The sequence below is a fragment of the Pseudoalteromonas sp. H105 genome, assembly GCF_001469215.1.
Lineage (GTDB): Bacteria > Pseudomonadota > Gammaproteobacteria > Enterobacterales > Alteromonadaceae > Pseudoalteromonas.
In genome coordinates this window covers 665,456-687,133 of record NZ_LOFH01000001.1, presented here as the reverse complement: position 1 = coordinate 687,133, position 21,678 = coordinate 665,456, and the positions used below count along the sequence as shown (strand labels likewise).

The window sequence follows — 21,678 nt, the reverse complement described above, 5'->3', positions numbered from 1 at the left end:
GCCAATGCTAAACAAAGATTTAGAACTAACTTTAAATGCGGCATTTCGTGAAGCACGTACTCGCCGTCATGAATTTATGACCGTGGAGCACCTGTTACTCGCACTTCTAGATAATCCTTCTGCAAGTGAAGCGCTTAATGCGTGCTCTGTTGATATGGCGGTACTTAAAACTGAACTCTCAGAATTTATTGACGAAACTACGCCTGTGATCCCTGATTTAGAAGAGGAGCGTGAGACGCAACCAACGCTGGGGTTCCAAAGAGTATTGCAACGAGCTGTATTTCATGTGCAGTCGTCAGGAAAAAATGAAGTTACCGGCGTTAATGTGCTTGTTGCGATATTTTCAGAACAAGAAAGTCAGGCTGTTTATCTACTGAAAAAGGCAGACATTTCTCGTCTAGATATCGTCAACTATATATCACATGGCGTCGGCAAAACAGACGATGAAATTGGTGGAGGAGAGTCCGACGATATTCATGAAGAAGTTCAAGAAGTGCAGGGTGAAGAACCGACAAAGCTTGATAATTTTACAACTAACTTAAATGTGCAGGCAAAAGAAGGCAACATAGACCCGCTGGTTGGTCGTGATAATGAAGTAGAGCGAACAGTTCAAGTACTATGCAGACGCAAAAAGAACAACCCACTGTTGGTGGGTGAAGCAGGCGTCGGTAAAACGGCAATCGCTGAGGGCTTGGCGTACCGCATAGTTAATGAGCAAGTACCAGACGTTATCGCGGAAGCAGTTGTTTACTCGCTTGATATGGGCGCTTTACTTGCAGGTACAAAGTACAGAGGTGATTTTGAAAAGCGCTTTAAGGCACTGTTAAAAGAGCTTCAGGCGCAACCTGGCGCGATTTTATTTATTGATGAGATACACACCATAATTGGTGCAGGGGCTGCTTCTGGTGGCGTTATGGACGCTTCTAACTTACTTAAGCCGCTTTTGTCTAGTGGTAAATTACGTTGTATGGGTTCTACAACATACAACGAGTATAAAAATATTTTTGAGAAAGACCGTGCGCTTGTTCGTCGTTTTCAAAAAATTGATGTGCTTGAGCCAAGTGTGGCTGATACCACAAAAATTCTTAATGGCTTAAAAGAGCGTTATGAAGAACATCATGGGATTCGTTACACGCAAAAAGCACTTAAAGCAGCTGCTGAACTTAGTGCTAAGTACATTAACGAACGCCATCTGCCTGATAAAGCGATCGACGTTATCGATGAAGCGGGGGCAAGTCAGCGTTTACAACCGAGTTCTAAACGTAAAAAAACGATTGGCGTTGCAGATATAGAATCCATTGTTGCTAAAATGGCGCGCATCCCGCAACAAAGTGTTTCTTCAAGTGATAAAGAAACACTTAAGAATCTTGATCGTAACCTTAAAATGCTTGTTTTTGGGCAAGATCAATCAATTGATGCATTAACTTCGGCAATTCGCTTGTCGCGTTCGGGACTATCAAACGAAGACAAACCAGTGGGGTCGTTCTTATTTGCAGGCCCTACGGGTGTTGGTAAAACAGAGGTGACTAAGCAGCTTGCTAAATGTATGGGTGTTGAATTTATACGTTTTGACATGTCTGAGTATGTAGAACGTCATGCTGTGAGTCGTTTAATTGGCGCGCCTCCTGGTTATGTTGGTTTTGAGCAGGGGGGGTTATTAACTGAGGCGGTCATTAAAAATCCGCATTCGGTTGTACTGCTAGATGAAATAGAGAAAGCACACTCTGATATCTACAATATTTTATTGCAGGTAATGGATCACGGTACATTAACCGATAATAATGGCCGCAAAGCGGACTTTAGAAATGTTGTTGTTGTTATGACCACCAATGCGGGTGTGCAAGAGACGGTTCGTAAATCAATAGGGTTTACTGAGCAAGATCATTCACATGATGCAATGAGTGAAATAAACAAAGTGTTTTCACCTGAGTTTAGAAACCGTTTAGATAACATTATTTGGTTTAACCACCTAGAACGCGATGTGATCTTATTGGTAGTCGATAAGTTTATTGTTGAGCTGCAAGCTCAGCTTGATAAAAAATCGGTTAACCTTGAACTCACATCAAAAGCGCGAGAATGGCTGGCGGACCAAGGTTATGACAAAGCAATGGGTGCACGACCAATGGGGCGTGTTATTCAAGAACAACTTAAAAAGCCACTGGCTAATGAGATTTTGTTTGGTGAGTTAATTGAAGGAGGCACAGTTAAAGTGTCACTGAAAGATAAAAAATTGCGTTTTGATTTTGAAACCGATTTAACACCAGCATAATTTCTGTAATTTGCAGACAACAAAAAGCCCAGCATATGCTGGGCTTTTTGTTTATTAAATGTAATAGTCTGCGAGTTGCTTTCTATTACATTTAATAAACGCTTAAAGCTAATGTAGCAAGTAACTAAGTTACTTAATCAACTTAGCTAAAAACTTGATATTTCGTTAACGCACTAACTTAGCGAGCACGGAATACGATGCGACCTTTCGATAAATCGTATGGGGTCATTTCTACGGTAACTTTATCGCCGGTTAAAATACGAATATAATTTTTACGCATTTTACCTGAAATGTGAGCCACTACTACGTGACCATTTTCAAGCTCAACTCGGAACATTGTATTTGGTAAAGTATCAAGGACCGTTCCTTGCATTTCGATTACGTCTTCTTTCGCCATGTTTAGCGTAACACCTCTTTAATAGTTAAACGATGCAGATTTTGCCCAAAATACACCAATAAGTAAAGCTACAGCGGCTATTTTTGTAAATTAAATGGCCAGCCAAATGTCACCAACTCTATTTTCGGCAGGTAAAAACTGTGTTTTGTATCGCATTTTAGCGCATTCGTCTATTTGATAACCTAAATAGACATATTCTTTATTAAACGTTTGGGCGAACTTTATCTGCTCTAAGATCATTAAAGTGCCTACACTGAAGTGTTCATAGTCTGGGTCAAAAAAAGTATAAATAGCAGATATAGCGTTGTTCATACAATCAGTTACAGCAACCGCAACCAGTGTATTATCATCCCAAAGTTCAATAAACGTAATGGGTAACCAGTGACAAAATAAAAAACTTTGGTATTGTGATTGTTCAGGTGGAAACATCGAACCATCCTGATGGCGCTCGGTTATGTATTTGCTATAGAGTGGATAATATTCAGGGCGCTCTTGCTCTGAATATTTTACTTTAAAGCGTGTTTTTGCTTTATTAAGTTTACGTTTTTGCGATTTTGATGGCGAAAAGTCCTGAGCTAAAACACGCACAGACTTGCAAGCACTGCATGCTGGGCAGTGAGGGCGGTAAATTTGGTCACCACTTCGGCGAAAACCTAAACCAAGTAACGATTCAAATTTACTACTGCTGTAACAACTTGGATCTAAAATAACCAGTAATTGTTCTTGGCGGTCGCCTAAATAACTGCAATCAAATTGTTGGCTCAAGCCTAAACGTGCTGGAAGATGTTCAGTCATAAATTGCCGTAAGCTCCTGAGCTTGCCACATAGTGGCCGGGATTTTGTAACTTGCTGCTTGTTCAAGTTTAGTTAAAAAATCAGCTCTAGGTACAACTTTTTCACCTAAAGACATTAAATAGGGGTTTTCTAGTTGGCAATCAATGAAATGGGCATTGTGGCGTTTAAGCCAATTTACCAGCGCCCACATCGCAAGCTTTGAACAATTTGTTTGGTGATGGAACATAGACTCGCCGCAAAACACCCCAGTTTGCATTATGCCGTACAAACCACCAACAAGGCTGTCGTCATCCCACACCTCAACACTGTGGGCTAGAGAGTCTAAATGGGCTTGTTTATAGGCATTGAGCATATCATCGGTGATCCACGTCCCTTCAGCGTCAATCCGTTGCTGCTGACAAGCTTCAATCACCTCATCAAAAGCGGTGTTAATCGTCACCGTAACGGGGTGTTTTCGTAAATGCTTACGCAAACTTTTACTGACATAAAAATCAGCAAACTCAATAATGCCACGCTCACTCGGCGACCACCACATAATAGGTTCGTATTCACTAAACCACGGAAAAACCCCCTGACTATAAGCGCTTTTTAACCGCGAAACAGATAAACAGCCACCTACAGCAAGCAGCCCATCAGGATCATCTAGAGCATGCTGCGGATCAGGAAAATTAAAATGGTTTTGGGATAATTGATAAAGTTGTTTTGTCATCACACCGTTTCTTGTTACTACGCGAGCAGATAAATTGTAACTTGTTGCTTTAAAATCACAAACAACAAATTCTAGGCATAAAAAAAGCGCGTTATAAAAACGCGCTTATTTGAACCATTAACTCAATCTAATTAGCTAACAACTTTAACTGGTACTGCTTGTGCAGCATCATATTTAGTTGTCATTGCTTCTTCAACTGGTGTGAATGATGTCAGATCAATGCCTTCAACTGAAGACTTATACTCTTCCATAGTCGGGAAACGACCAAGTACAGTAGAAAGTACTACCAATGGCGTAGAACCTAGTAGTGATTCACCTTTTTTCTCAGATGTATCGGCTACTACACGGCCTTGGAAAAGACGTGTTGAAGTAGCAATAACAGTATCGCCTGGTTCAGCTTTCTCTTGGTTACCCATACATAAGTTACAGCCTGGGCGTTCTAGGTATAAAATGTTTTCATACTTAGTACGTGCCGCTGTTTTAGGTTTTGCATCGTCAAACTCAAAACCAGCGTACTTAGCTAGGATATCCCAATCGCCTTCAGCTTTAAGCTCATCAACAATGTTATATGTTGGTGGCGCAACAACCAATGGTGCTTTGAATTCAATTGAACCATTTTTCTTTTCAAGGTTACGTAGCATGTGAGCAATGATTTTCATATCGCCCTTATGAACCATACACGAACCAACAAAGCCTAAATCAACTGGCTTGTCGTTGTAGAAAGATACCGGGCGGATCACATCGTGCGTATAACGCTTCGATACATCATCGTTATTTACGTCTGGATCGGCAATCATTGGTTCAACGATTTGGTCTAAATCAACCACAACTTCAGCGTGGTATTTAGCGTTGTCATCTGGAGATAGAGCAGGCTCTTCACCAGATTGGATGCCCGCGATACGCTTGTCAGCTAAGTCAATAAGACCTTGCAGCGTTTGTGCTTCGTTATCCATGCCTTTGTTGATCATGATTTGAATGCGTGTTTTCGCCAGTTCAATTGACTTGATCAGTGTTTCGTCATTAGAAATACAGATTGACGCTTTCGCTTTCATTTCTGCAGTCCAGTCAGTGAAGGTAAACGCTTGGTCAGCCATCAAGGTACCGATGTGTACTTCGATGATACGGCCTTGGAACACGTTCTCGCCACCAAATTGCTTAAGCATTTGCGCTTGCGTTGCATGTACAACGTCGCGGAAATCCATGTGCTTAGCCATTTTTCCTTTAAAGGTCACTTTAACTGAATCAGGAATTGGCATCGCTGATTCACCCGTTGCTAGGGCAACAGCAACAGTTCCTGAGTCGGCACCAAATGCAACACCTTTTGACATACGTGTATGCGAGTCACCACCAATGATGATTGCGCGGTCGTCTATTGTAATGTCGTTCAATACTTTATGGATAACGTCAGTCATTGCATGGTAAACGCCTTTCGGGTCACGTGCAGTGATAAGACCAAACTTATTCATAAACGCCATTAGTTTTGGAATATTTGCTTGCGCTTTGCTATCCCACACTGAAGCCGTATGACAACCTGATTGATATGCACCATCAACAAGTGGTGAAATCGTTGAAGCAGCCATTGCTTCAAGCTCTTGAGAAGTCATTGGACCGGTTGTATCTTGTGAACCAACAATGTTCACCTTAACACGCACGTTTGAACCAGCGTGCAGTGGAGAGTCAGAAAGCACACCTACCGCATTACGGTTAAAGATTTTTTCTACTGCTGTTAGGCCTTGGCCTTCATGCGAAATTTCTTTTGAAGGAGCATAGACAAGGGGTGTATCAATACCTAGCGTTTCAGCAGCAAATGTTTGAAGCTTTTTACCAAATACAACAGCGTAAGAACCGCCTGCTTTCATGAATTCAACTTTTTGTGGTGTGAATGCTGATGAAATATCCGCTAATTCTTTGTCACCGTTATAAAGCTTCTTCTCTTTCGTATTGATTGTTAATACAGTGCCCGTTGCCACAGAGTATGCTTCTTCAAGTACAGCATCGCCATTAGCATCAGTTACTGTGTTACCGTTTTCATCGGTTTTCTTCACCCAGTTTTTAAGGTCAAGACCAATACCACCCGTTACATCAACCGTGGTTAAGAAGATTGGTGCGATCCCATTTGTACCCGCAACAACAGGGGCAATGTTAATAAATGGAACGTAAGGACTTGCTTGTTTACCAGCCCAAAGTGCCACGTTATTAACACCCGACATACGAGATGAACCAACGCCCATCGTGCCTTTTTCTGCTATAAGCATAACTTTAGCTTGTGGGTGTTTTTTCTGAAGTTCAACAATCTCTTGTTGTGCTTCTTCAGTGATCATACATTTACCGTGTAATTCACGGTCAGCACGTGAATGTGCTTGATTACCTGGAGAAAGTAAATCAGTCGAGATATCACCTTCACCAGCAATGTAGGTTACCACATCGATTTTTTCTTCGATGCCAGGTAGCTTGGTGAAGAACTCAGCTTGTGCAAAGCTTTCTAACAAATCTTTAGCAACAGCGTTGCCTGCTTCATAGGCTGCTTTTAAGCGAGCCATGTCTGCATCGTATAAGAATACTTGAGTCTTCAGTACGTCAGCGGCTTGTGCAGCGATAGTTGCGTCTTCACCAAATGCCAAATCAATGAGCATTTCGATTGATGGACCACCTTTCATGTGTGAAAGTAGTTCAAATGCAAAATCGACAGTGATTTCTTCTACAGACTCTTCGCCTAGAATAATTTCTTTTAGGAACTGTGCTTTTACGCCCGCAGCACTTGTTGTACCAGGTAAGGTATTGTAGATAAAGAAATTCAAAGAATCTTTACGGTGCTCATTATTTGTGTCTTTAATTTGAGCAATGATTTCAGATAGTAACTCTGCGCTGTCGATTGGTTTTGGGTTTAATCCAAGTTCCGTTTTACGGGTTTGGATTTCTTCCATATATTGTGTATACAAACTCATAGAAAACTCTCGGTATATTTACTTGATATGAAGCTGAGCATTTTAACTGATTTTCAGTTACGAGTAATGCCCAAATGAACAAAGTGTTTTGCCTAGCTATAATAATAGCCAGTTTTACTTGCTATACTTTGACGATACTAATTGCATTACTTTAGATCCTATCGCACTTATCCCATTACTTGTATATATAAAATGAATTTTCACTATAATTACCATGAATAGTGGTTAGTATAAAGCGCACATTTAGCTATGTAATATAAGTTATAGATGAGTACGGCTAAAAAAGCAGTTCTACCTTTGTCTAGCAATTAACATTTTAATGTGTTTTTTTTAAAAATAAAAAAGGGCTGATATATCAGCCCTCAAAAATACTATTAAATTGTAACTTACAAATTATCTAAATAACGTTCAGCATCAAGAGCAGCCATACAACCCGTGCCTGCAGATGTAATTGCTTGGCGGTAGATATGGTCAGATACATCACCTGCTGCAAATACGCCTGGTACGCTTGTTTGTGTCGCATTACCATTAAGCCCAGACTCAACAACTAAATAGCCATCTTTCATTTCTAACTGGTCAACAAACATGTCTGTGTTTGGCTTATGACCAATAGCGATAAATACACCGGCTAAATCAAGTTCTTCAGTCGCGTCAGAGTGAGCATCTTTAATGCGGATACCTGTGACACCCATTTGGTCGCCAAGTACTTCATCTAAAGTACGGTTGTAATGTAATACAACATTACCATTAGCTGCTTTCTCTGCTAGACGGTCCGCTAATATTTTTTCACTGCGGAAGCTATCACGACGGTGAATAACATGTACTTCATCTGCAATGTTTGAAAGGTAAAGTGCTTCTTCAACCGCAGTATTACCACCACCAACTACTGCTACTTTTTGGCCTTTATAGAAAAAACCATCACAGGTAGCACACGCTGATACACCGCGACCTTGAAAATTTGTCTCAGACTCTAGGCCTAAATATTTAGCTGAGGCACCCGTTGCAATAATGAGCGCATCACATGTATACGTTCCCTGATCACCCGTTAAAGTAAATGGGCGCTTTGACACATCAACTTTATTAATGTGGTCAAAAACAATTTCAGTTTCAAAACGTTCAGCATGCTCTTTCATACGATCCATAAGGGCAGGACCTGTTAAACCATGAGCATCGCCTGGCCAGTTTTCAACTTCAGTTGTGGTTGTAAGTTGTCCACCTTGCTGCATACCTGTAATTAATACTGGGTTTAAATTAGCACGTGCTGCATATACCGCTGCTGTGTATCCGGCAGGGCCTGAACCTAAAATTAGTAACTTACAATGTTTTGCTTCACTCATGTTTTTTATCCTAAACGTTTTGATAGCGTATTAATGTGCCCGATTTTAAGAGAAACAAGGGGGAAGTAAATAAAAGCGCTGATTATTTTTTTGAGCAAATCACACAGCTGTCAAATATTGTGTACTAGATGTGTACAAAATGACGAATCTGTATGATATATGAACTATTAAACCACTATTAATCTAAGTACTATCGTTAATTCATGACCAAATTGATTTTTTTTGATATGTTTTAGCTAATTTTGATTTGTGGCCCTCCAGTAGGGTGACCTAAATGAATAGGCAACTATGTTATTTTGGCAGGAAAAACCCGCATTTGGGTTGACTTCAAAAGACGTTAACGTCTTAACCAATGCACAGCAGTATCGCTCACAACTACTTGCTTTAATCGCAAGCGCGCAAACACGTATTTATATCACAGCGCTTTATTTACAAGATGATGAAGCAGGTAGAGAAGTGCTTGAAGCACTTCATCAAGCATCACTAGCAAAACCAGAACTTGAAATAAAAGTACTGGTTGATTTTCATCGTGCCCAAAGAGGATTAATTGGCGCTGCAAAGTCTGACGGAAACGCCAGCTTATATTGCGATTATAAACAAAAGTTCCAATCGAACGTTCAGGTTTACGGTGTGCCAGTCAAGGCAAAAGAATTGTTTGGTGTATTGCATTTAAAAGGCTTTGTTATTGACGATACACTTTTATACAGTGGTGCAAGTTTAAATAATGTGTATCTACAGCATAGTGAACGATATAGACTCGATCGCTATTTTCTCGTGAAGCAAGCATTTTTATGTAACGCTGTTGTTGATTTTATTGAGGATCAACTTCTTAGTTCAGAGGCTGTACCACGAATAGATACGCGCCCACTCACGCAATTTAATGACATTAAGCTTGCTCAAAAGCAACTCATGCGCGCACTAAAGCAAACACGTTATGCACATGCAGCCCACGAAAACGACCAGCCTTTGGGTGTCAGACTGTTTTTGGGATTAGGACGACGTAATAACGAACTCAATAGAGCAATCAAATCATTATTTGATACCACAGAGCGAGAGCTTGTACTTTATACACCATACTTCAATTTTCCTGCTCCTTTGATGCGTTCATTAAGGCGTTTATTAAAGCAGGGGAAGGAGGTAACCATTGTAGTAGGTGATAAAACGGCGAATGACTTTTACCTTCCGCCTAGTGAGCCGTTCAGTAAAATAGGTGCCTTGCCGTATTTATACGAAACAATCCTACTTAAGTTCTTAAAATCTCACAAACGTCACATTACAAATGGCAACCTAAATGTGTACTTGTGGAAGCATGAAAGTAACTCATTTCATTTGAAAGGCATTTGTGCTGATCGACAATATCATTTACTCAGTGGGCATAATTTAAACCCAAGAGCATGGGGCTTAGATATTGAAAATGGGATTTTCTTAGATGATCCACAGCAATCTTTAATGCCTGCGATTGATAATGAAAAAGCAGAAATTCTTAAACATTGTAGACGCCTAAACGGCCCGGAAGATTTAGAGACTATGGACGACTACCCTCAAGCAGTAAAAAAACTGTTAGGGCAGGCTAAACGCGTTAAAGTTGATTTTATAATTAAGCGCTTTATCTAACTTAGGGTATAGGAACAAAAAGAAAAAGCAGCTAAATTAGCTGCTTTTTTAATGTTTATACCAAAGCGGTTACTCAGGTATAGTTATAACAATCATCTTTATGCGTTTTCTACTGCAGTGCGGGGGTCTACGTATGCCATGTTGAACGCTTCAGCTACTTCTTTATAAGTAACTTGGCCTTTGATTACGTTAAGACCTTCAAGGAAGTTTGCGTCATCTAATAATGCTTTCTTGTAACCTTTGTTTGCAAGGTTAATGATGAAAGGCAATGTAGCATTGTTAAGTGCAAATGTAGAAGTACGCGGAACAGCTCCAGGCATGTTAGCAACACAGTAGTGAACAACCTCATCAACGATGAAAGTAGGATCAGCGTGAGTGGTTGCTTTAGATGTTGCGATACAACCACCTTGGTCGATTGCAACATCAACGATTGCTGAACCAGGCTTCATTGCTTTGATGTGTTCTGCTGTAACAAGCTTAGGTGCAGCAGCACCCGGGATCAATACACCACCAATTACTAAGTCAGCGTCTAGTACGTGCTTTTCAAGTGCATCAGCTGTTGAGTAAATAGCTTTAACTTTATTACCAAACTGTGCATCAAGTGCGCGTAGTACATCAATGTTACGGTCAAGAACAACAACATCAGCACCAAGGCCTACAGCCATTTGTGCCGCACTGCGACCAACCATGCCGCCGCCAATTACAACAACTTTAGCAGGCTCAACACCAGGTACACCGCCAAGTAACATGCCACGGCCGTGGTTTGATTTTTCAAGGGCTTGTGCACCTGCTTGAATTGACATACGGCCAGCAACTTCGCTCATAGGCGCTAGAAGTGGTAATCCACCGCGCGAATCAGTCACTGTTTCATAAGCGATACAGATTGCTTTGCTCTTAACAAGGTCTTCAGTTTGTGGAAGATCCGGTGCAAGGTGCAGGTAAGTGAAAAGAATTTGGTCTTCACGTAACATTGCACGCTCAACAGCTTGTGGCTCTTTTACTTTTACGATCATATCTGCTTTTGCGAATACATCAGCCGCTGTCGGTAAAATTTCAGCACCTGCAAGTGTATAATCTTCATTCGTAAAACCAATGCCCATACCTGCATTAGTTTCAACAATCACTTGGTGGCCGTGATTAACAAGTTCACGAACACTCGCTGGAACCATACCTACACGGTATTCATGGTTTTTAATTTCTTTAGGTACACCAATAATCATAAGTTTTGCCTTGTTGGAACGGGGTAAATTTTTTCACTATTATATTCACGATTAGCCAGTGTGTCTCACCTTTTTTTAAATGTAATCTAGTGATATAATCTAAAAAACAACTTTAATTAGTGTAATAAACTGGTTGGCCCTATGCATGAATTATTAGACCGTATTGACCGTAAAATTTTGATGGAATTACAACACGATGGGCGAATTTCTAATGTGGAACTGGCCCGACGAGTTGGCCTAAGCGCTACGCCCTGCCTAGAGCGCGTAAAAAAACTTGAGCGTGAAGGTTACATTGTAGGCTACAAAGCGGTTGTTGACCCAGCCAAGTTAGGACAGGGGTTATCGGTGTATGTTGAAGTGACCATTACTAAAACCTCACCCGACGTGTTTGATGAATTTAGTGCCGCAGTAAAAAAGCACGATGAAATCATAGAATGTCATTTGGTATCAGGTAATTTCGACTTTTTACTGAAAACACGGGTTAATGATATGTCAGAGTACCGTGGCGTGCTTGGTGATATACTTTTGAAGCTACCTAATGTCAGTGAAAGCCGAACCTATGTGGTGATGGAAGAAGTGAAAGGTGAGCAAGGCGTCATCATTCGCCCATACATCGCATAAACTGTAAAATTTTGTTCATAATCGGCTAAGCAGTTAGTGTATATGATAAAGTGCAACAAAAAGTATTTCCTGCTAAGGTATTCTATTGCTGGGCAATGAAGACACTGAAATAAGAAAAATGAGGAATAGGGAATTATGCGCCTAAACGGTGTGCAAAGGCTATTAGAAACCGGGCTAATTATAAGCAGTTTTGCTGCCATATTCATATTATGTGCATTAATTAGCTTTGATCCTGCTGATCCATCATGGTCTCAAACAGGTGAGTTTCACCAAGTAAATAATGTAACAGGCGCCGCAGGTGCTTGGATAGCTGATATTTTATTACTCACCTTTGGTTGGTTGGCTTATTTAGTGCCTGCTGCAATTCAAGTATTTGGCTACCTTATATTTAAGCAACCTCACAAAATTTTTCAGTTAGATTATACCACTCTCTCTTTGAGAGTAATTGGCTTTGCCTTGTTTATTACCTCAGCCACAGCCATAAGCAGTATAAACTTTGACGATATTTATAATTTTTCATCGGGTGGTGTCGTAGGGGATGTCATTGCAGGCGCAATGATGCCTGCGTTTAATTTTACGGGTACATCTATCTTATTACTGTGCTTCTTTTTTGCAGGTTTAACACTGCTAACAGGCGTGTCATGGGTGCAGTTTGTTGACTTTTTAGGCGATTGGGTCGTTCGTATATACAAGTGCATCGTGTCAAAAGTGAGTGGATGGCTCAATCGTGAGCGAGATGCTATCCAAGTTGACGATGAAGTCGACGTTAATGAACCCACAGCACAAACTCATGCAATCACGTTTAACGATGAGCACAAAGCAGAACAACCAGCAAAGCGCTTTACGGCAGACCAAATGCAGAGCCAACCGCAGCATAATGCGTTTGATGAGCTCGATGATATTCTTGACCAAGAAATCAATTTTAGTGCCATTGATGATGAGCCAATGGATACTGCCGCGGCACTTAATGCACTCGATCAAAGTCATGTAGCTGAACCTGAAAAACCAGTAACGACGGTTGTTTCACCCGCACGGCCTATGCCTAAGCCAAAAAGTAACTATCAGCCGCCACCAACGGCAAAAGAAAAGTTTGAACAGTTGCTTGATGAGCAGCCGCCAAGTGCGCCATTGCCAACACTCGATTTATTAGATAGACCGGACAAAGCAAAAAACCCTATTTCACCCGAAGAGCTTGAAGCTGTATCACGTTTAGTAGAAACCAAATTACTTGATTTTAACGTACAAGCTGCGGTTGTTGGCGTATACCCGGGCCCTGTTGTGACACGATTTGAACTTGATTTAGCGCCAGGTATTAAGGTGTCTAAAATTACTGGGTTAGCAAAAGACTTGGCCCGTTCATTATCAGCGGTGAGCGTGCGTGTTGTTGAAGTTATCCCAGGTAAAACCTACGTAGGGATTGAACTGCCAAATAAACACCGTGAAATAGTCCGTTTATCAGAGGTTATTGACGCCCCAAAATTTGAGCAAAACCCATCGCCATTGACCATGGTATTAGGTAAAGACATTGCGGGTGAGCCAATTTGTGCTGACTTAGGAAAAATGCCTCATTTACTGGTTGCGGGCACAACAGGTTCAGGAAAGTCAGTGGGCGTTAATGTAATGATATTAAGCTTACTGTACAAATCAGGCCCTGATGATGTGCGTATGATCATGATTGACCCTAAAATGTTGGAACTTTCTGTTTACGAAGGCATCCCACATTTATTGTGTGAAGTTGTCACAGATATGAAAGAAGCCGCCAATGCATTACGTTGGTGTGTGGGCGAAATGGAGCGCCGTTATAAATTAATGTCGGCATTGGGTGTACGTAACTTAAAAGGCTACAATCAAAAAGTATTGGATGCTAAAGAAGCGGGTTACCCTATATTAGACCCTTTATTTAAAGACACCGACGGCATGAAAGACGGCCCCGATGAACTAGATAAGTTACCAAGCATTGTTGTTGTTATTGACGAATTTGCTGACATGATGATGATTGTAGGTAAAAAAGTAGAAGAGTTGATTGCGCGTATTGCGCAAAAAGCGCGTGCCGCAGGCATACACCTTGTGCTGGCTACACAGCGACCATCAGTCGATGTGATAACAGGTCTTATTAAGGCTAATATACCAACCCGTATGGCGTTTCAGGTTTCAAGTAAAATTGACTCGCGCACGATCTTAGATCAACAAGGCGCCGAGAACCTGCTTGGTATGGGGGACATGTTGTATTTACCACCGGGTACCAGCGTACCTGTGCGTGTACATGGCGCGTTTGTTGACGATCATGAAGTGCATGCCGTTGTGGATGATTGGAAAAAACGGGGTAAGCCGAACTACGTAGACGAAATTTTAAATGGTGATGCCACAGAAGATATACTACTGCCAGGTGAAGCCAGCGAGAGTGCGGATGAAGAATCAGATCCGCTTTATGATGAAGCCGTTTCATTTGTTATCGAAACTGGCAAGGTGTCAGTGTCGAGTGTGCAACGTAAGCTGCGTGTGGGATATAACCGTGCAGCACGTCTAGTCGAACAGATGGAAACGTCGGGTATTGTGAGCGCGCCAGGCCATAACGGTGCTCGCGATGTATTAGTGCCCAACAGTGGAGCAAATTAAATGAACAAGATTAAATATGTAGCATTAGCCGTAAGTTGTTTTTTATCTACCACCGCGATGGCCAGTGATAGCCAAACGTTGCAAGATAAATTAGCCGATTTAAAAAGCTTTCAAGCGCAATTTTTGCAACAAGTGAACGACGAACAAGGTCAATCGATTATGCAAGGCCAAGGTAACATTGCGTTACAACAACCTATGATGATCCGTTGGCAGCAAGCCAGCCCTGACGACACGTTATTTGTATCAAATGGTGATAAAACGTATTACTTCGACAGTTTTGCTGAACAAGTTACGATCATGAACACAAACAGCTTGATTGATTCAACACCGTTTGTATTACTCACTTCAAAAAACCCTGCGCAATGGCAAAAGTACCAAGTAAAAGCCACTGTGAATGGGTTTAGCGTGACACCAAATAAAGGTGTTGAAAGCCAAGTCGAACAATTAGATATTATTTTTGCCAAAGACCAAGTTGGGCTTGAGCTATTGCGCGTAAAAGACAGCTCAGGGCAATCTTCAACATTCACTTTTAGCGACGCTAAAGTGAATGAGCAACTGACAACCACTACCTTTGAATTTATCATTCCAGAAAACGTTGAGATAGACGACCAAAGCCAAGGCGAATAATTACCGTGAGTAATTTAGGCTTTAACTTTGCTCCTGATGTGCGCCCACTCGCGGCGCGCATGCGACCTTTGCGTTTAGAAGAATACATCGGTCAACAACATTTACTTAGTCAAGACAAACCTTTATACCAAGCAATCCTCGCAGGGCGATGTCATAGCTTAATTTTATGGGGACCACCGGGCGTAGGTAAAACCACGTTAGCACAAATTATTGCAAATCATGCCGATGCATCATTGATTCAAATGTCGGCAGTGACAGCCGGAATTAAAGATATTCGTGATGCGGTAACGCATGCACAGACTAATTTAGAGGGGCGCGGACAGCGCACTTTGTTATTTGTTGATGAAGTACACCGCTTTAATAAATCTCAGCAAGATGCTTTTTTACCCCATATTGAAGATGGCACCTTTATATTTGTTGGCGCAACCACAGAGAACCCGTCGTTTGCGTTAAATAACGCGATTCTATCTCGTGCCCGCGTATATGTGCTTAAATCCTTGCAAGAAGCCGATTTACATTTAGTTATAGAGCGCGCCCTTGCAAGCGATGATGAGCTTAGCACTAAAACCATCACTCTTGCTGATAACGCTAAAAAAGCACTGTGCCAAGCCAGCGATGGCGATGCCCGTAAAGTATTAAACTTACTTGAGCAAGCGATTGATTTAACCACAGAGCATAATGATCAATATTTAGTGGATGAACACGTATTAAGCCAAGTGCTGCCAACACATTTAGCCAAATATGATAAAGGCGGCGATGAATTTTACGATTTGATCTCCGCGTTTCATAAGTCAGTGCGTGGGAGTTCCCCCGATGGTGCGTTGTATTGGTATTGCAGAATTCTAGCAGGCGGTGGTGACCCGCTGTATGTGGCAAGGCGTTTACTTGCTATTGCCACAGAAGACATCGGCAATGCGGACCCAAGAGCAATGGACGTTGCGCTTAATGCATGGGATATATTTCAACGAGTTGGGCCAAGTGAAGGCGAGCGTGCCATAGCACAAGCAACGATTTACCTAGCCAGTGCACCTAAAAGTAATGCTGTGTATGCTGCGTTTAACAAAGCCAAAGCGGATGCACAAAATGCACCCAGTTACCCAGTGCCCGAACATTTGCGTAATGCCCCCACTAATTTAATGAAAGATTTAGGCTATGGCGCAGAGTATCGTTATGCGCATAACGAAGAAGGCGCGTTTGCAGCGGGTGAAAACTATTTCCCTGAGCAAATTGCCGACACCCAATATTATTTTCCTACAGAGCGTGGGCTTGAACAAAAAATTAAGCAAAAGCTTGATTACCTCAAAGAGCGTGATCAGCAAAGTGGCATAAAGCGTTATGACAACTCTTAAGATTTACCTGATGATTGCAGCGGGTGGGGCATCCGGTGCCTGTTTACGCTTTTTTATTAGCGAAACCATGCTAAAACTGCTGGGTAGGGGATTCCCTTTTGGCACGTTGGCGGTTAATATTCTGGGTTCATTGTTGATGGGCGTATTATACGGTTTGATAGAGCGCGAAATTATCACCGTCAGCCCCGCTAAATCCCTTATCGGAATTGGCTTTCTAGGTGCATTGACCACCTTTTCTACATTCTCAATGGATTCGTTGTTGCTTTTGCAACAAGGTCATTTTGTTAAAATGGCCCTCAATATCGTCTTAAATGTGACGGTGTGTATTTTTATGGCTTGGCTGGGCCTTCAGCTGGTAATGCAAAAAGGTTAAAAAACTAACATGTTAGATTCTAAATTATTACGTCAAGATATCGAACAAACAGCCGCGCGCTTAGCTGCCCGTGGTTACGAACTAGATACAGCGACTGTCAGCGCACTTGAAGAAAAACGTAAAACACTGCAAGTAAAAACACAAGAATTACAAAGTGAGCGTAATAGCCGTTCCAAAGCAATTGGCCAAGCAAAAGCAAAAGGCGAAGACGCACAACCATTACTTGACGCAGTAAGCAGCCTAGGTGCTGAGTTGGATAGCGTTAAAGCTGAGCAAGATGAAATATTAGAACAGCTTAAGCAAATCTCATTGGCTATTCCTAATTTACCTGATGAATCAGTACCAGCGGGTGCTGACGAGTCTGAAAATGTTGAAATTTTAACGTGGGGCGAGCCTAAAAAGTACGATTTTGAAGTTAAAGATCACGTTGACTTAGGCCAAGATTTAAACGGCCTAGATTTTGAAATGGGTGTTAAAATCACCGGCTCTCGTTTTACTGTTATGCGCGGCGCAACGGCACGCATGCACCGTGCGCTAGTGCAATTCATGCTAGATACCCACACAGACAAAAACGGCTACACAGAAATGTACGTGCCATATTTAGTTAACCGCGACAGCCTATACGGTACAGGTCAGCTACCTAAATTCGCTGAAGACTTATTCCATACCAAAGGTTTAGTAAACGATGATGGCGAAGAGCAAGAAGGCTTTAGCTTAATTCCAACAGCAGAAGTACCGCTTACTAACAGCGCCCGTGATGAAATTTACGACGAAAAAGACTTACCAATTCGTTTAACTGCGCACACGCCGTGCTTTAGAAGTGAAGCGGGCAGTTATGGCCGTGATACCCGAGGCCTTATCCGTCAGCATCAGTTTGATAAAGTAGAGCTTGTACAACTCGTAAAACCAGAAGATTCAATGCACGCACTCGAGGAGCTAACAGGTCACGCTGAGCAAATCTTACAAGCATTAGAATTACCATACCGTAAAGTGATTTTATGTATGGGCGACATGGGCTTTGGTTCAGCAAAAACTTACGATTTAGAAGTATGGTTACCAGCACAAGATACGTACCGCGAAATCTCATCATGTTCAAACATGCATGATTTCCAAGCGCGCCGTATGCAAGCACGTTTTCGCCGCGAAGGTGAGAAAAAGCCAGAGTTACTACATACATTAAATGGCTCAGGCCTAGCGGTTGGCCGTACCCTTGTAGCAATACTTGAAAACTACCAACAAGCTGACGGTTCAGTTGTAGTACCAGAAGTACTTCGCCCGTACATGGGTGGACTTGAAGTGATTAAATAAGCTTGTTAAAGCTTTAGAGCTGTAAGTTTTAAGCTTTAAGAAGAGAAGCCGCTGTTTGTAACGAACAGCGGCTTTTTTATTAATTAAGGTTTAGTTTGCAAGTTAGCAAGAGTAAAGTTATCGAGCTGTGAGATTAATTCGGTGTGATGCTCACCGCGTAGGAGTAGGCTTTAGCCATGATTTTATCAAGTTCACATGAAGGTTAAGCTTTTGGCATTAAAGCTTCTGTTCATCTGTAAGACGTGCTTTAGCGCTTTTTTGAACCAGCTTTATAACCTAGAAAAAGGACTAATTACGCCATTAGCACCTTGTTGTTTATACCCAAGTCACCTCAATACACTGAATTCAGCGTTTCACAGGGGCTTAATATCAAGGCGTTACTTTGCAAGAATGGCAGCCCCTTTTAAGAAGTATATTTAAAGTGAGTTTAAAAAGTAACAACACTTGTCTTTTTGAATAAAAAGATCAAGAAAACACAGCTGCCTGCTTGATCTGAGCTTTCTAATAAGTGACCCCTTTGGTTTCCAATCACTGCACTACGATGAATCAACTTACTTAACTGCATTGAAAAGCCACGGTTAACAGCCGTGGTTTTTTATGTTTAGGCTTTATCAATCGGGCTCATTGTATTGCTAAATCGGCTGCCAATTACATGGGTATAAAGCTCTGTTGTTTTTAAATCTGTATGACCTAATAACTCTTGTACTGTACGAATATCGCAGCCATTGACCAATAATTGTGTTGCAAATGTATGTCTAAATGTATGCGCTTTAACACTTTTAGTTAGTTTAGCTGCTAGTACCGCTTTTCTAAGCTGCTTCCTAAAAGAAGTTTCATGAAGGTGGTGACGGCAAATATAACCGTCGTAAGGGTGCACGCATCGAGTAGATGAGGGAAATAGATACTGCCATGAAAAATCTTTAGCGGCATTACCATATTTTCTTAATAGTGCAGGGGGTAATGATGTTAAACCATACCCCTGTGCTAAGTCATTGCTGTGTGTATTTTTAACGTACTCAATTTGATTATTTAAATCATCATTTAATGATTTAGGTAATAAAGTATAACGGTCTTTTTTACCTTTACCGCGAAAAACAAATAATGTGTTATTTTCAAGGTTTAGGTCTTTTACGCGTAGTTTTAACGCTTCGTTTATTCTTAGCCCGCAGCCATAAAGTATTGACGCTATTAACCGGTATTTGCCAGATAATTTGTTAATTATAGTTAATGCTTCTTCGTGAGTTAACACCGTTGGCAATGCTTTTTCCCGCTTTGTGAATGAATAAGATAACCCTTTAATCTCACGCTTAACAATGTAACGATATAAAAACATAATTGCACATAGCGCTTGATTTTGCGTTGCAGCACTTACTTGTTTGTTAACTGCCAAATTATTCAAAAACCGTTCGATGTTATAGTTTCCCATGCCATCAGGGTGCTTTTTGTCATTAAACAAAATAAAGTACTTTATCCAATAGAGATACACTTTCTCAGTTTGAATACTATAGCGTCTAGTACGCAATTCTGATCTGATCATTTCTAAATAAGGTGAACTCATAGCAAACCCCAAATACTGTTTATTTATACAGTTATAATTCATTGCAAGGATTTTGCAACTCAAATTCTCGGTATATACATGATTAGAATTCTCGTTTTACTATTTTTAATAATATTAAGTAATTGATCTTAAATATTTTTATTTAGGTTGTTCTCATTTAATAAAAATATAAGTTCTCGATTAAGTAAATTCTCGTTATGGGGATGGTGATTTTTTGTTGCCATTTTCCTGATAAGTTAGTAAGTTGATAATCTTATTATAAATTTTAAAGTGTATTTACGTAGAATAGGGCAAACACTCGCGAGTGTTTATCGGTATTCTTGGTAAAACGCTGTTAGGCGTTTAGGAAGATTATGATACAGTTTTTCAAATTTCATGTTCTTAGAGCTAAATTACAGATTTTGTCAGATGCAGAGACATGTATGCCTATCGAGATATTTTCATTGTCACGAAAAATGGCTGATTTCTATCCAAGTCCAAAAATTCAGATTCTTTATGAAGAGTTCATTGATAATGATAATGCATTTGTGCGCAGAGCCATGATGACAGCAATTCGCTTTATTGGCGGTGAATTTGCAAAATCAAATGTAGAGTCGGTGCGTTCACTACTACATGATGAGAATGGTTGGGTCGCATATGATGCAATATGGGCATTATCAGAAAATGACCTAATTAATGAAAACGATGAGAAAGTAATCAGAAAATTTGCAATACCGTACCAGGATCTCGAGCTAGAAGAATTAAGTGAGTTATCGGTTCAGGAAGCAAATGATTATCGAAATAAAATGGCGGCAGAGGTATTGTGCAAGTTCGCGAGCGCCTAACAAGGTGCAGCAACGGACTCGTCAAACTGTCACTTTTTGTGCAAAAGGCCGCACAAAAACCGCCAGTTCAACTCACCGCTGTGCACGGCGTTATATGCAAAATGAATCAATCTAGCATCTATGCAAAATTAGAGTTTTTAAGAGATCAATTTATCGCTGGTGAATTGAAACCTTGCGTTGATCAAGAATTGAAGCTTAATGGTCACATATTTACTAAAAATGTGTGGGTTGAGCCACATGAATCAGGTGAGCTCGCTGTCATCATGTTAGCTATTGATAAACTTTTCATTACTAATAAATATTGTTTAGGAGCAATCATAAATAAAAGTGGTTCTATTGAGTATTTAAGTAATGAACAACTATGGGATATAGGCATCCCGTAAATTGCATATAACAAGCTAATAAATAAGGACAAATAACAGTTGGTTTTTGCTCCTTCGTCGCGTATTTTAACCAACTGTTATTTGCCCATTATTAGGGCGTTGAGGCTGTAGAATTACTCTTTTTAGAAACATGTCCTACCATTTAAAATTGATTGTTTTTTAACCTTGAATCCGCCGGGTGACTGTGATCTAATAGATATTATTCACCCACGGTAAATTGTTATGGCCAACTACAAGCCTGATTTATCCTGCCAAAATAAATTCATTCCTATCAATTTCGCTGAGCAAATTTTGCCTGGCACCTTTGAGTATGCGCTTTGTTATATTGTCGAAAATAAACTCGACTTGTCGGGCTTTGACGCGTGGTATAACAACGATAAAACGGGTGCCGCGGCGTATCCGCCGTCGGTGATGCTAAAGATTATTTTACTTGGTTATGCACATGGTTTGATCAGCAGTCGTCGAATTGCGAAGGCGTGTGAGAATAATATTTTGTTTATGAGTGTGTCGGGGGATATTCAGCCGCATTACACATCAATAGCGGGTTTTGTGGCTAAAATGCACGAACAAATTGAACCGCTGTTTACGCAAGTGCTGATGATATGTGATGAAGAAGGCTTGATAGGCCGTAACTTATTTGCCATTGATGGGTGTAAATTGAAATCGAATGCGAGCAAAGAGTGGAGCGGCACATTCGATGAACTAGGCCGTAAAAAAGCAAAACTAGAGCGCG

General features: G+C 40.9%; 18 protein-coding genes. 11 read left to right on the top strand and 7 right to left on the bottom strand.

Going from position 1 to position 21,678, the window contains the following annotated elements:
• The first annotated feature begins 4 nt into the window (after window positions 1–4).
• Window positions 5–2,269 carry an ATP-dependent Clp protease ATP-binding subunit ClpA gene (gene clpA, locus ATS75_RS03020; protein WP_058558934.1) on the top strand — a complete coding sequence of 755 codons (2,265 nt, stop codon included), beginning with the start codon at window positions 5–7 and terminating at the stop codon, window positions 2,267–2,269.
• Window positions 2,270–2,447: 178 nt separating this feature from the next.
• On the opposite strand, the gene infA is transcribed toward clpA, so the two are convergent.
• The 5 genes from infA to trxB form a co-directional block, all read right to left on the bottom strand.
• Complete coding sequence (gene infA / locus ATS75_RS03015; RefSeq protein ID WP_002962494.1) at window positions 2,448–2,666, bottom strand: translation initiation factor IF-1; 219 nt, start codon at window positions 2,664–2,666, stop codon at window positions 2,448–2,450.
• A gap of 90 nt (window positions 2,667–2,756) precedes the next feature.
• Entirely contained in the window at window positions 2,757–3,461 is a 705-nt protein-coding gene (locus tag ATS75_RS03010) for an arginyltransferase (protein WP_058558933.1), read from the bottom strand.
• Window positions 3,454–4,170: a leucyl/phenylalanyl-tRNA--protein transferase gene (gene aat / locus ATS75_RS03005; protein WP_058558932.1), complete on the bottom strand. Its 717-nt coding sequence runs from the start codon at window positions 4,168–4,170 to the stop codon at window positions 3,454–3,456. The genes ATS75_RS03010 and aat overlap by 8 nt, the downstream gene beginning before the upstream one ends.
• Before the next feature lie 131 nt (window positions 4,171–4,301).
• Window positions 4,302–7,115 carry a bifunctional aconitate hydratase 2/2-methylisocitrate dehydratase gene (locus ATS75_RS03000; RefSeq protein ID WP_082665377.1) on the bottom strand — a complete coding sequence of 938 codons (2,814 nt, stop codon included), beginning with the start codon at window positions 7,113–7,115 and terminating at the stop codon, window positions 4,302–4,304.
• A gap of 386 nt (window positions 7,116–7,501) precedes the next feature.
• Entirely contained in the window at window positions 7,502–8,452 is a 951-nt protein-coding gene (trxB, locus tag ATS75_RS02995; RefSeq protein WP_058558930.1) for a thioredoxin-disulfide reductase, read from the bottom strand.
• A gap of 288 nt (window positions 8,453–8,740) precedes the next feature.
• On the opposite strand from trxB, the gene pssA reads away from it, so the two are divergent.
• Entirely contained in the window at window positions 8,741–10,066 is a 1,326-nt protein-coding gene (gene pssA, locus ATS75_RS02990; RefSeq protein ID WP_058558929.1) for a CDP-diacylglycerol--serine O-phosphatidyltransferase, read from the top strand.
• A gap of 98 nt (window positions 10,067–10,164) precedes the next feature.
• Here pssA and ald read toward each other — a convergent pair whose 3' ends face one another.
• Window positions 10,165–11,286 carry an alanine dehydrogenase gene (gene ald, locus ATS75_RS02985; protein WP_058558928.1) on the bottom strand — a complete coding sequence of 374 codons (1,122 nt, stop codon included), beginning with the start codon at window positions 11,284–11,286 and terminating at the stop codon, window positions 10,165–10,167.
• 141 nt (window positions 11,287–11,427) lie between these two features.
• Here ald and lrp point away from each other — a divergent pair, with 141 nt between their 5' ends.
• The 6 genes from lrp to serS all read left to right on the top strand — a co-directional run bounded on the left by lrp (window position 11,428) and on the right by serS (window position 18,180).
• Window positions 11,428–11,907 (top strand): leucine-responsive transcriptional regulator Lrp, encoded by a 480-nt coding sequence (gene lrp, locus ATS75_RS02980; RefSeq protein ID WP_058558927.1) that lies wholly within the window; start codon window positions 11,428–11,430, stop codon window positions 11,905–11,907.
• A 135-nt stretch (window positions 11,908–12,042) separates the two neighbouring features.
• A complete protein-coding gene (locus ATS75_RS02975; protein WP_058558926.1) occupies window positions 12,043–14,523 on the top strand; it encodes a DNA translocase FtsK in 2,481 nt (826 codons plus the stop codon).
• On the top strand, window positions 14,524–15,150 hold the full coding sequence (gene lolA, locus ATS75_RS02970; protein WP_058558925.1) for an outer membrane lipoprotein chaperone LolA: 627 nt from the start codon (window positions 14,524–14,526) through the stop codon (window positions 15,148–15,150). It begins immediately after the preceding gene.
• Between the two features lie 5 nt (window positions 15,151–15,155).
• Window positions 15,156–16,499, top strand: coding sequence for a replication-associated recombination protein A (locus tag ATS75_RS02965; protein ID WP_058558924.1), 1,344 nt, complete (start codon window positions 15,156–15,158; stop codon window positions 16,497–16,499).
• Window positions 16,486–16,872, top strand: a complete 387-nt coding sequence (crcB, locus tag ATS75_RS02960; RefSeq protein WP_058558923.1) for a fluoride efflux transporter CrcB — start codon at window positions 16,486–16,488, stop codon at window positions 16,870–16,872. The genes ATS75_RS02965 and crcB overlap by 14 nt, the downstream gene beginning before the upstream one ends.
• Before the next feature lie 9 nt (window positions 16,873–16,881).
• The gene (serS, locus tag ATS75_RS02955) at window positions 16,882–18,180 is read left to right on the top strand and encodes a serine--tRNA ligase (protein WP_058558922.1); all 1,299 of its coding nucleotides are present in this window, start codon (window positions 16,882–16,884) and stop codon (window positions 18,178–18,180) included.
• Window positions 18,181–18,781: 601 nt separating this feature from the next.
• On the opposite strand, the gene ATS75_RS02950 is transcribed toward serS, so the two are convergent.
• Window positions 18,782–19,738, bottom strand: coding sequence for an integron integrase (locus ATS75_RS02950; RefSeq protein WP_058558921.1), 957 nt, complete (start codon window positions 19,736–19,738; stop codon window positions 18,782–18,784).
• A 353-nt stretch (window positions 19,739–20,091) separates the two neighbouring features.
• Between ATS75_RS02950 and ATS75_RS02945 the strand changes: the two genes are divergently transcribed.
• The 3 genes from ATS75_RS02945 to ATS75_RS02935 form a co-directional block, all read left to right on the top strand.
• Window positions 20,092–20,562 carry a hypothetical protein gene (locus tag ATS75_RS02945; protein ID WP_058558920.1) on the top strand — a complete coding sequence of 157 codons (471 nt, stop codon included), beginning with the start codon at window positions 20,092–20,094 and terminating at the stop codon, window positions 20,560–20,562.
• Between the two features lie 101 nt (window positions 20,563–20,663).
• Window positions 20,664–20,945: a hypothetical protein gene (locus ATS75_RS02940; protein ID WP_152996170.1), complete on the top strand. Its 282-nt coding sequence runs from the start codon at window positions 20,664–20,666 to the stop codon at window positions 20,943–20,945.
• A gap of 222 nt (window positions 20,946–21,167) precedes the next feature.
• Window positions 21,168–21,678: transposase (locus ATS75_RS02935; protein ID WP_161936882.1), on the top strand; the 511-nt coding region annotated here is incomplete at its 3' end.

What these genes read in the sequence shown, in the direction of transcription:
- clpA (WP_058558934.1), top strand. Translation starts at nt 5, where the DNA reads ATGCTAAACAAAGATTTAGAACTAACTTTAAATGCGGCATTTCGTGAA.
- infA (WP_002962494.1), bottom strand. Translation starts at nt 2,666, where the DNA reads ATGGCGAAAGAAGACGTAATCGAAATGCAAGGAACGGTCCTTGATACT.
- ATS75_RS03010 (WP_058558933.1), bottom strand. Translation starts at nt 3,461, where the DNA reads ATGACTGAACATCTTCCAGCACGTTTAGGCTTGAGCCAACAATTTGAT.
- aat (WP_058558932.1), bottom strand. Translation starts at nt 4,170, where the DNA reads ATGACAAAACAACTTTATCAATTATCCCAAAACCATTTTAATTTTCCT.
- ATS75_RS03000 (WP_082665377.1), bottom strand. Translation starts at nt 7,115, where the DNA reads ATGAGTTTGTATACACAATATATGGAAGAAATCCAAACCCGTAAAACG.
- trxB (WP_058558930.1), bottom strand. Translation starts at nt 8,452, where the DNA reads ATGAGTGAAGCAAAACATTGTAAGTTACTAATTTTAGGTTCAGGCCCT.
- pssA (WP_058558929.1), top strand. Translation starts at nt 8,741, where the DNA reads ATGTTATTTTGGCAGGAAAAACCCGCATTTGGGTTGACTTCAAAAGAC.
- ald (WP_058558928.1), bottom strand. Translation starts at nt 11,286, where the DNA reads ATGATTATTGGTGTACCTAAAGAAATTAAAAACCATGAATACCGTGTA.
- lrp (WP_058558927.1), top strand. Translation starts at nt 11,428, where the DNA reads ATGCATGAATTATTAGACCGTATTGACCGTAAAATTTTGATGGAATTA.
- ATS75_RS02975 (WP_058558926.1), top strand. Translation starts at nt 12,043, where the DNA reads ATGCGCCTAAACGGTGTGCAAAGGCTATTAGAAACCGGGCTAATTATA.
- lolA (WP_058558925.1), top strand. Translation starts at nt 14,524, where the DNA reads ATGAACAAGATTAAATATGTAGCATTAGCCGTAAGTTGTTTTTTATCT.
- crcB (WP_058558923.1), top strand. Translation starts at nt 16,486, where the DNA reads ATGACAACTCTTAAGATTTACCTGATGATTGCAGCGGGTGGGGCATCC.
- serS (WP_058558922.1), top strand. Translation starts at nt 16,882, where the DNA reads ATGTTAGATTCTAAATTATTACGTCAAGATATCGAACAAACAGCCGCG.
- ATS75_RS02950 (WP_058558921.1), bottom strand. Translation starts at nt 19,738, where the DNA reads ATGAGTTCACCTTATTTAGAAATGATCAGATCAGAATTGCGTACTAGA.
- ATS75_RS02945 (WP_058558920.1), top strand. Translation starts at nt 20,092, where the DNA reads ATGATACAGTTTTTCAAATTTCATGTTCTTAGAGCTAAATTACAGATT.
- ATS75_RS02940 (WP_152996170.1), top strand. Translation starts at nt 20,664, where the DNA reads ATGAATCAATCTAGCATCTATGCAAAATTAGAGTTTTTAAGAGATCAA.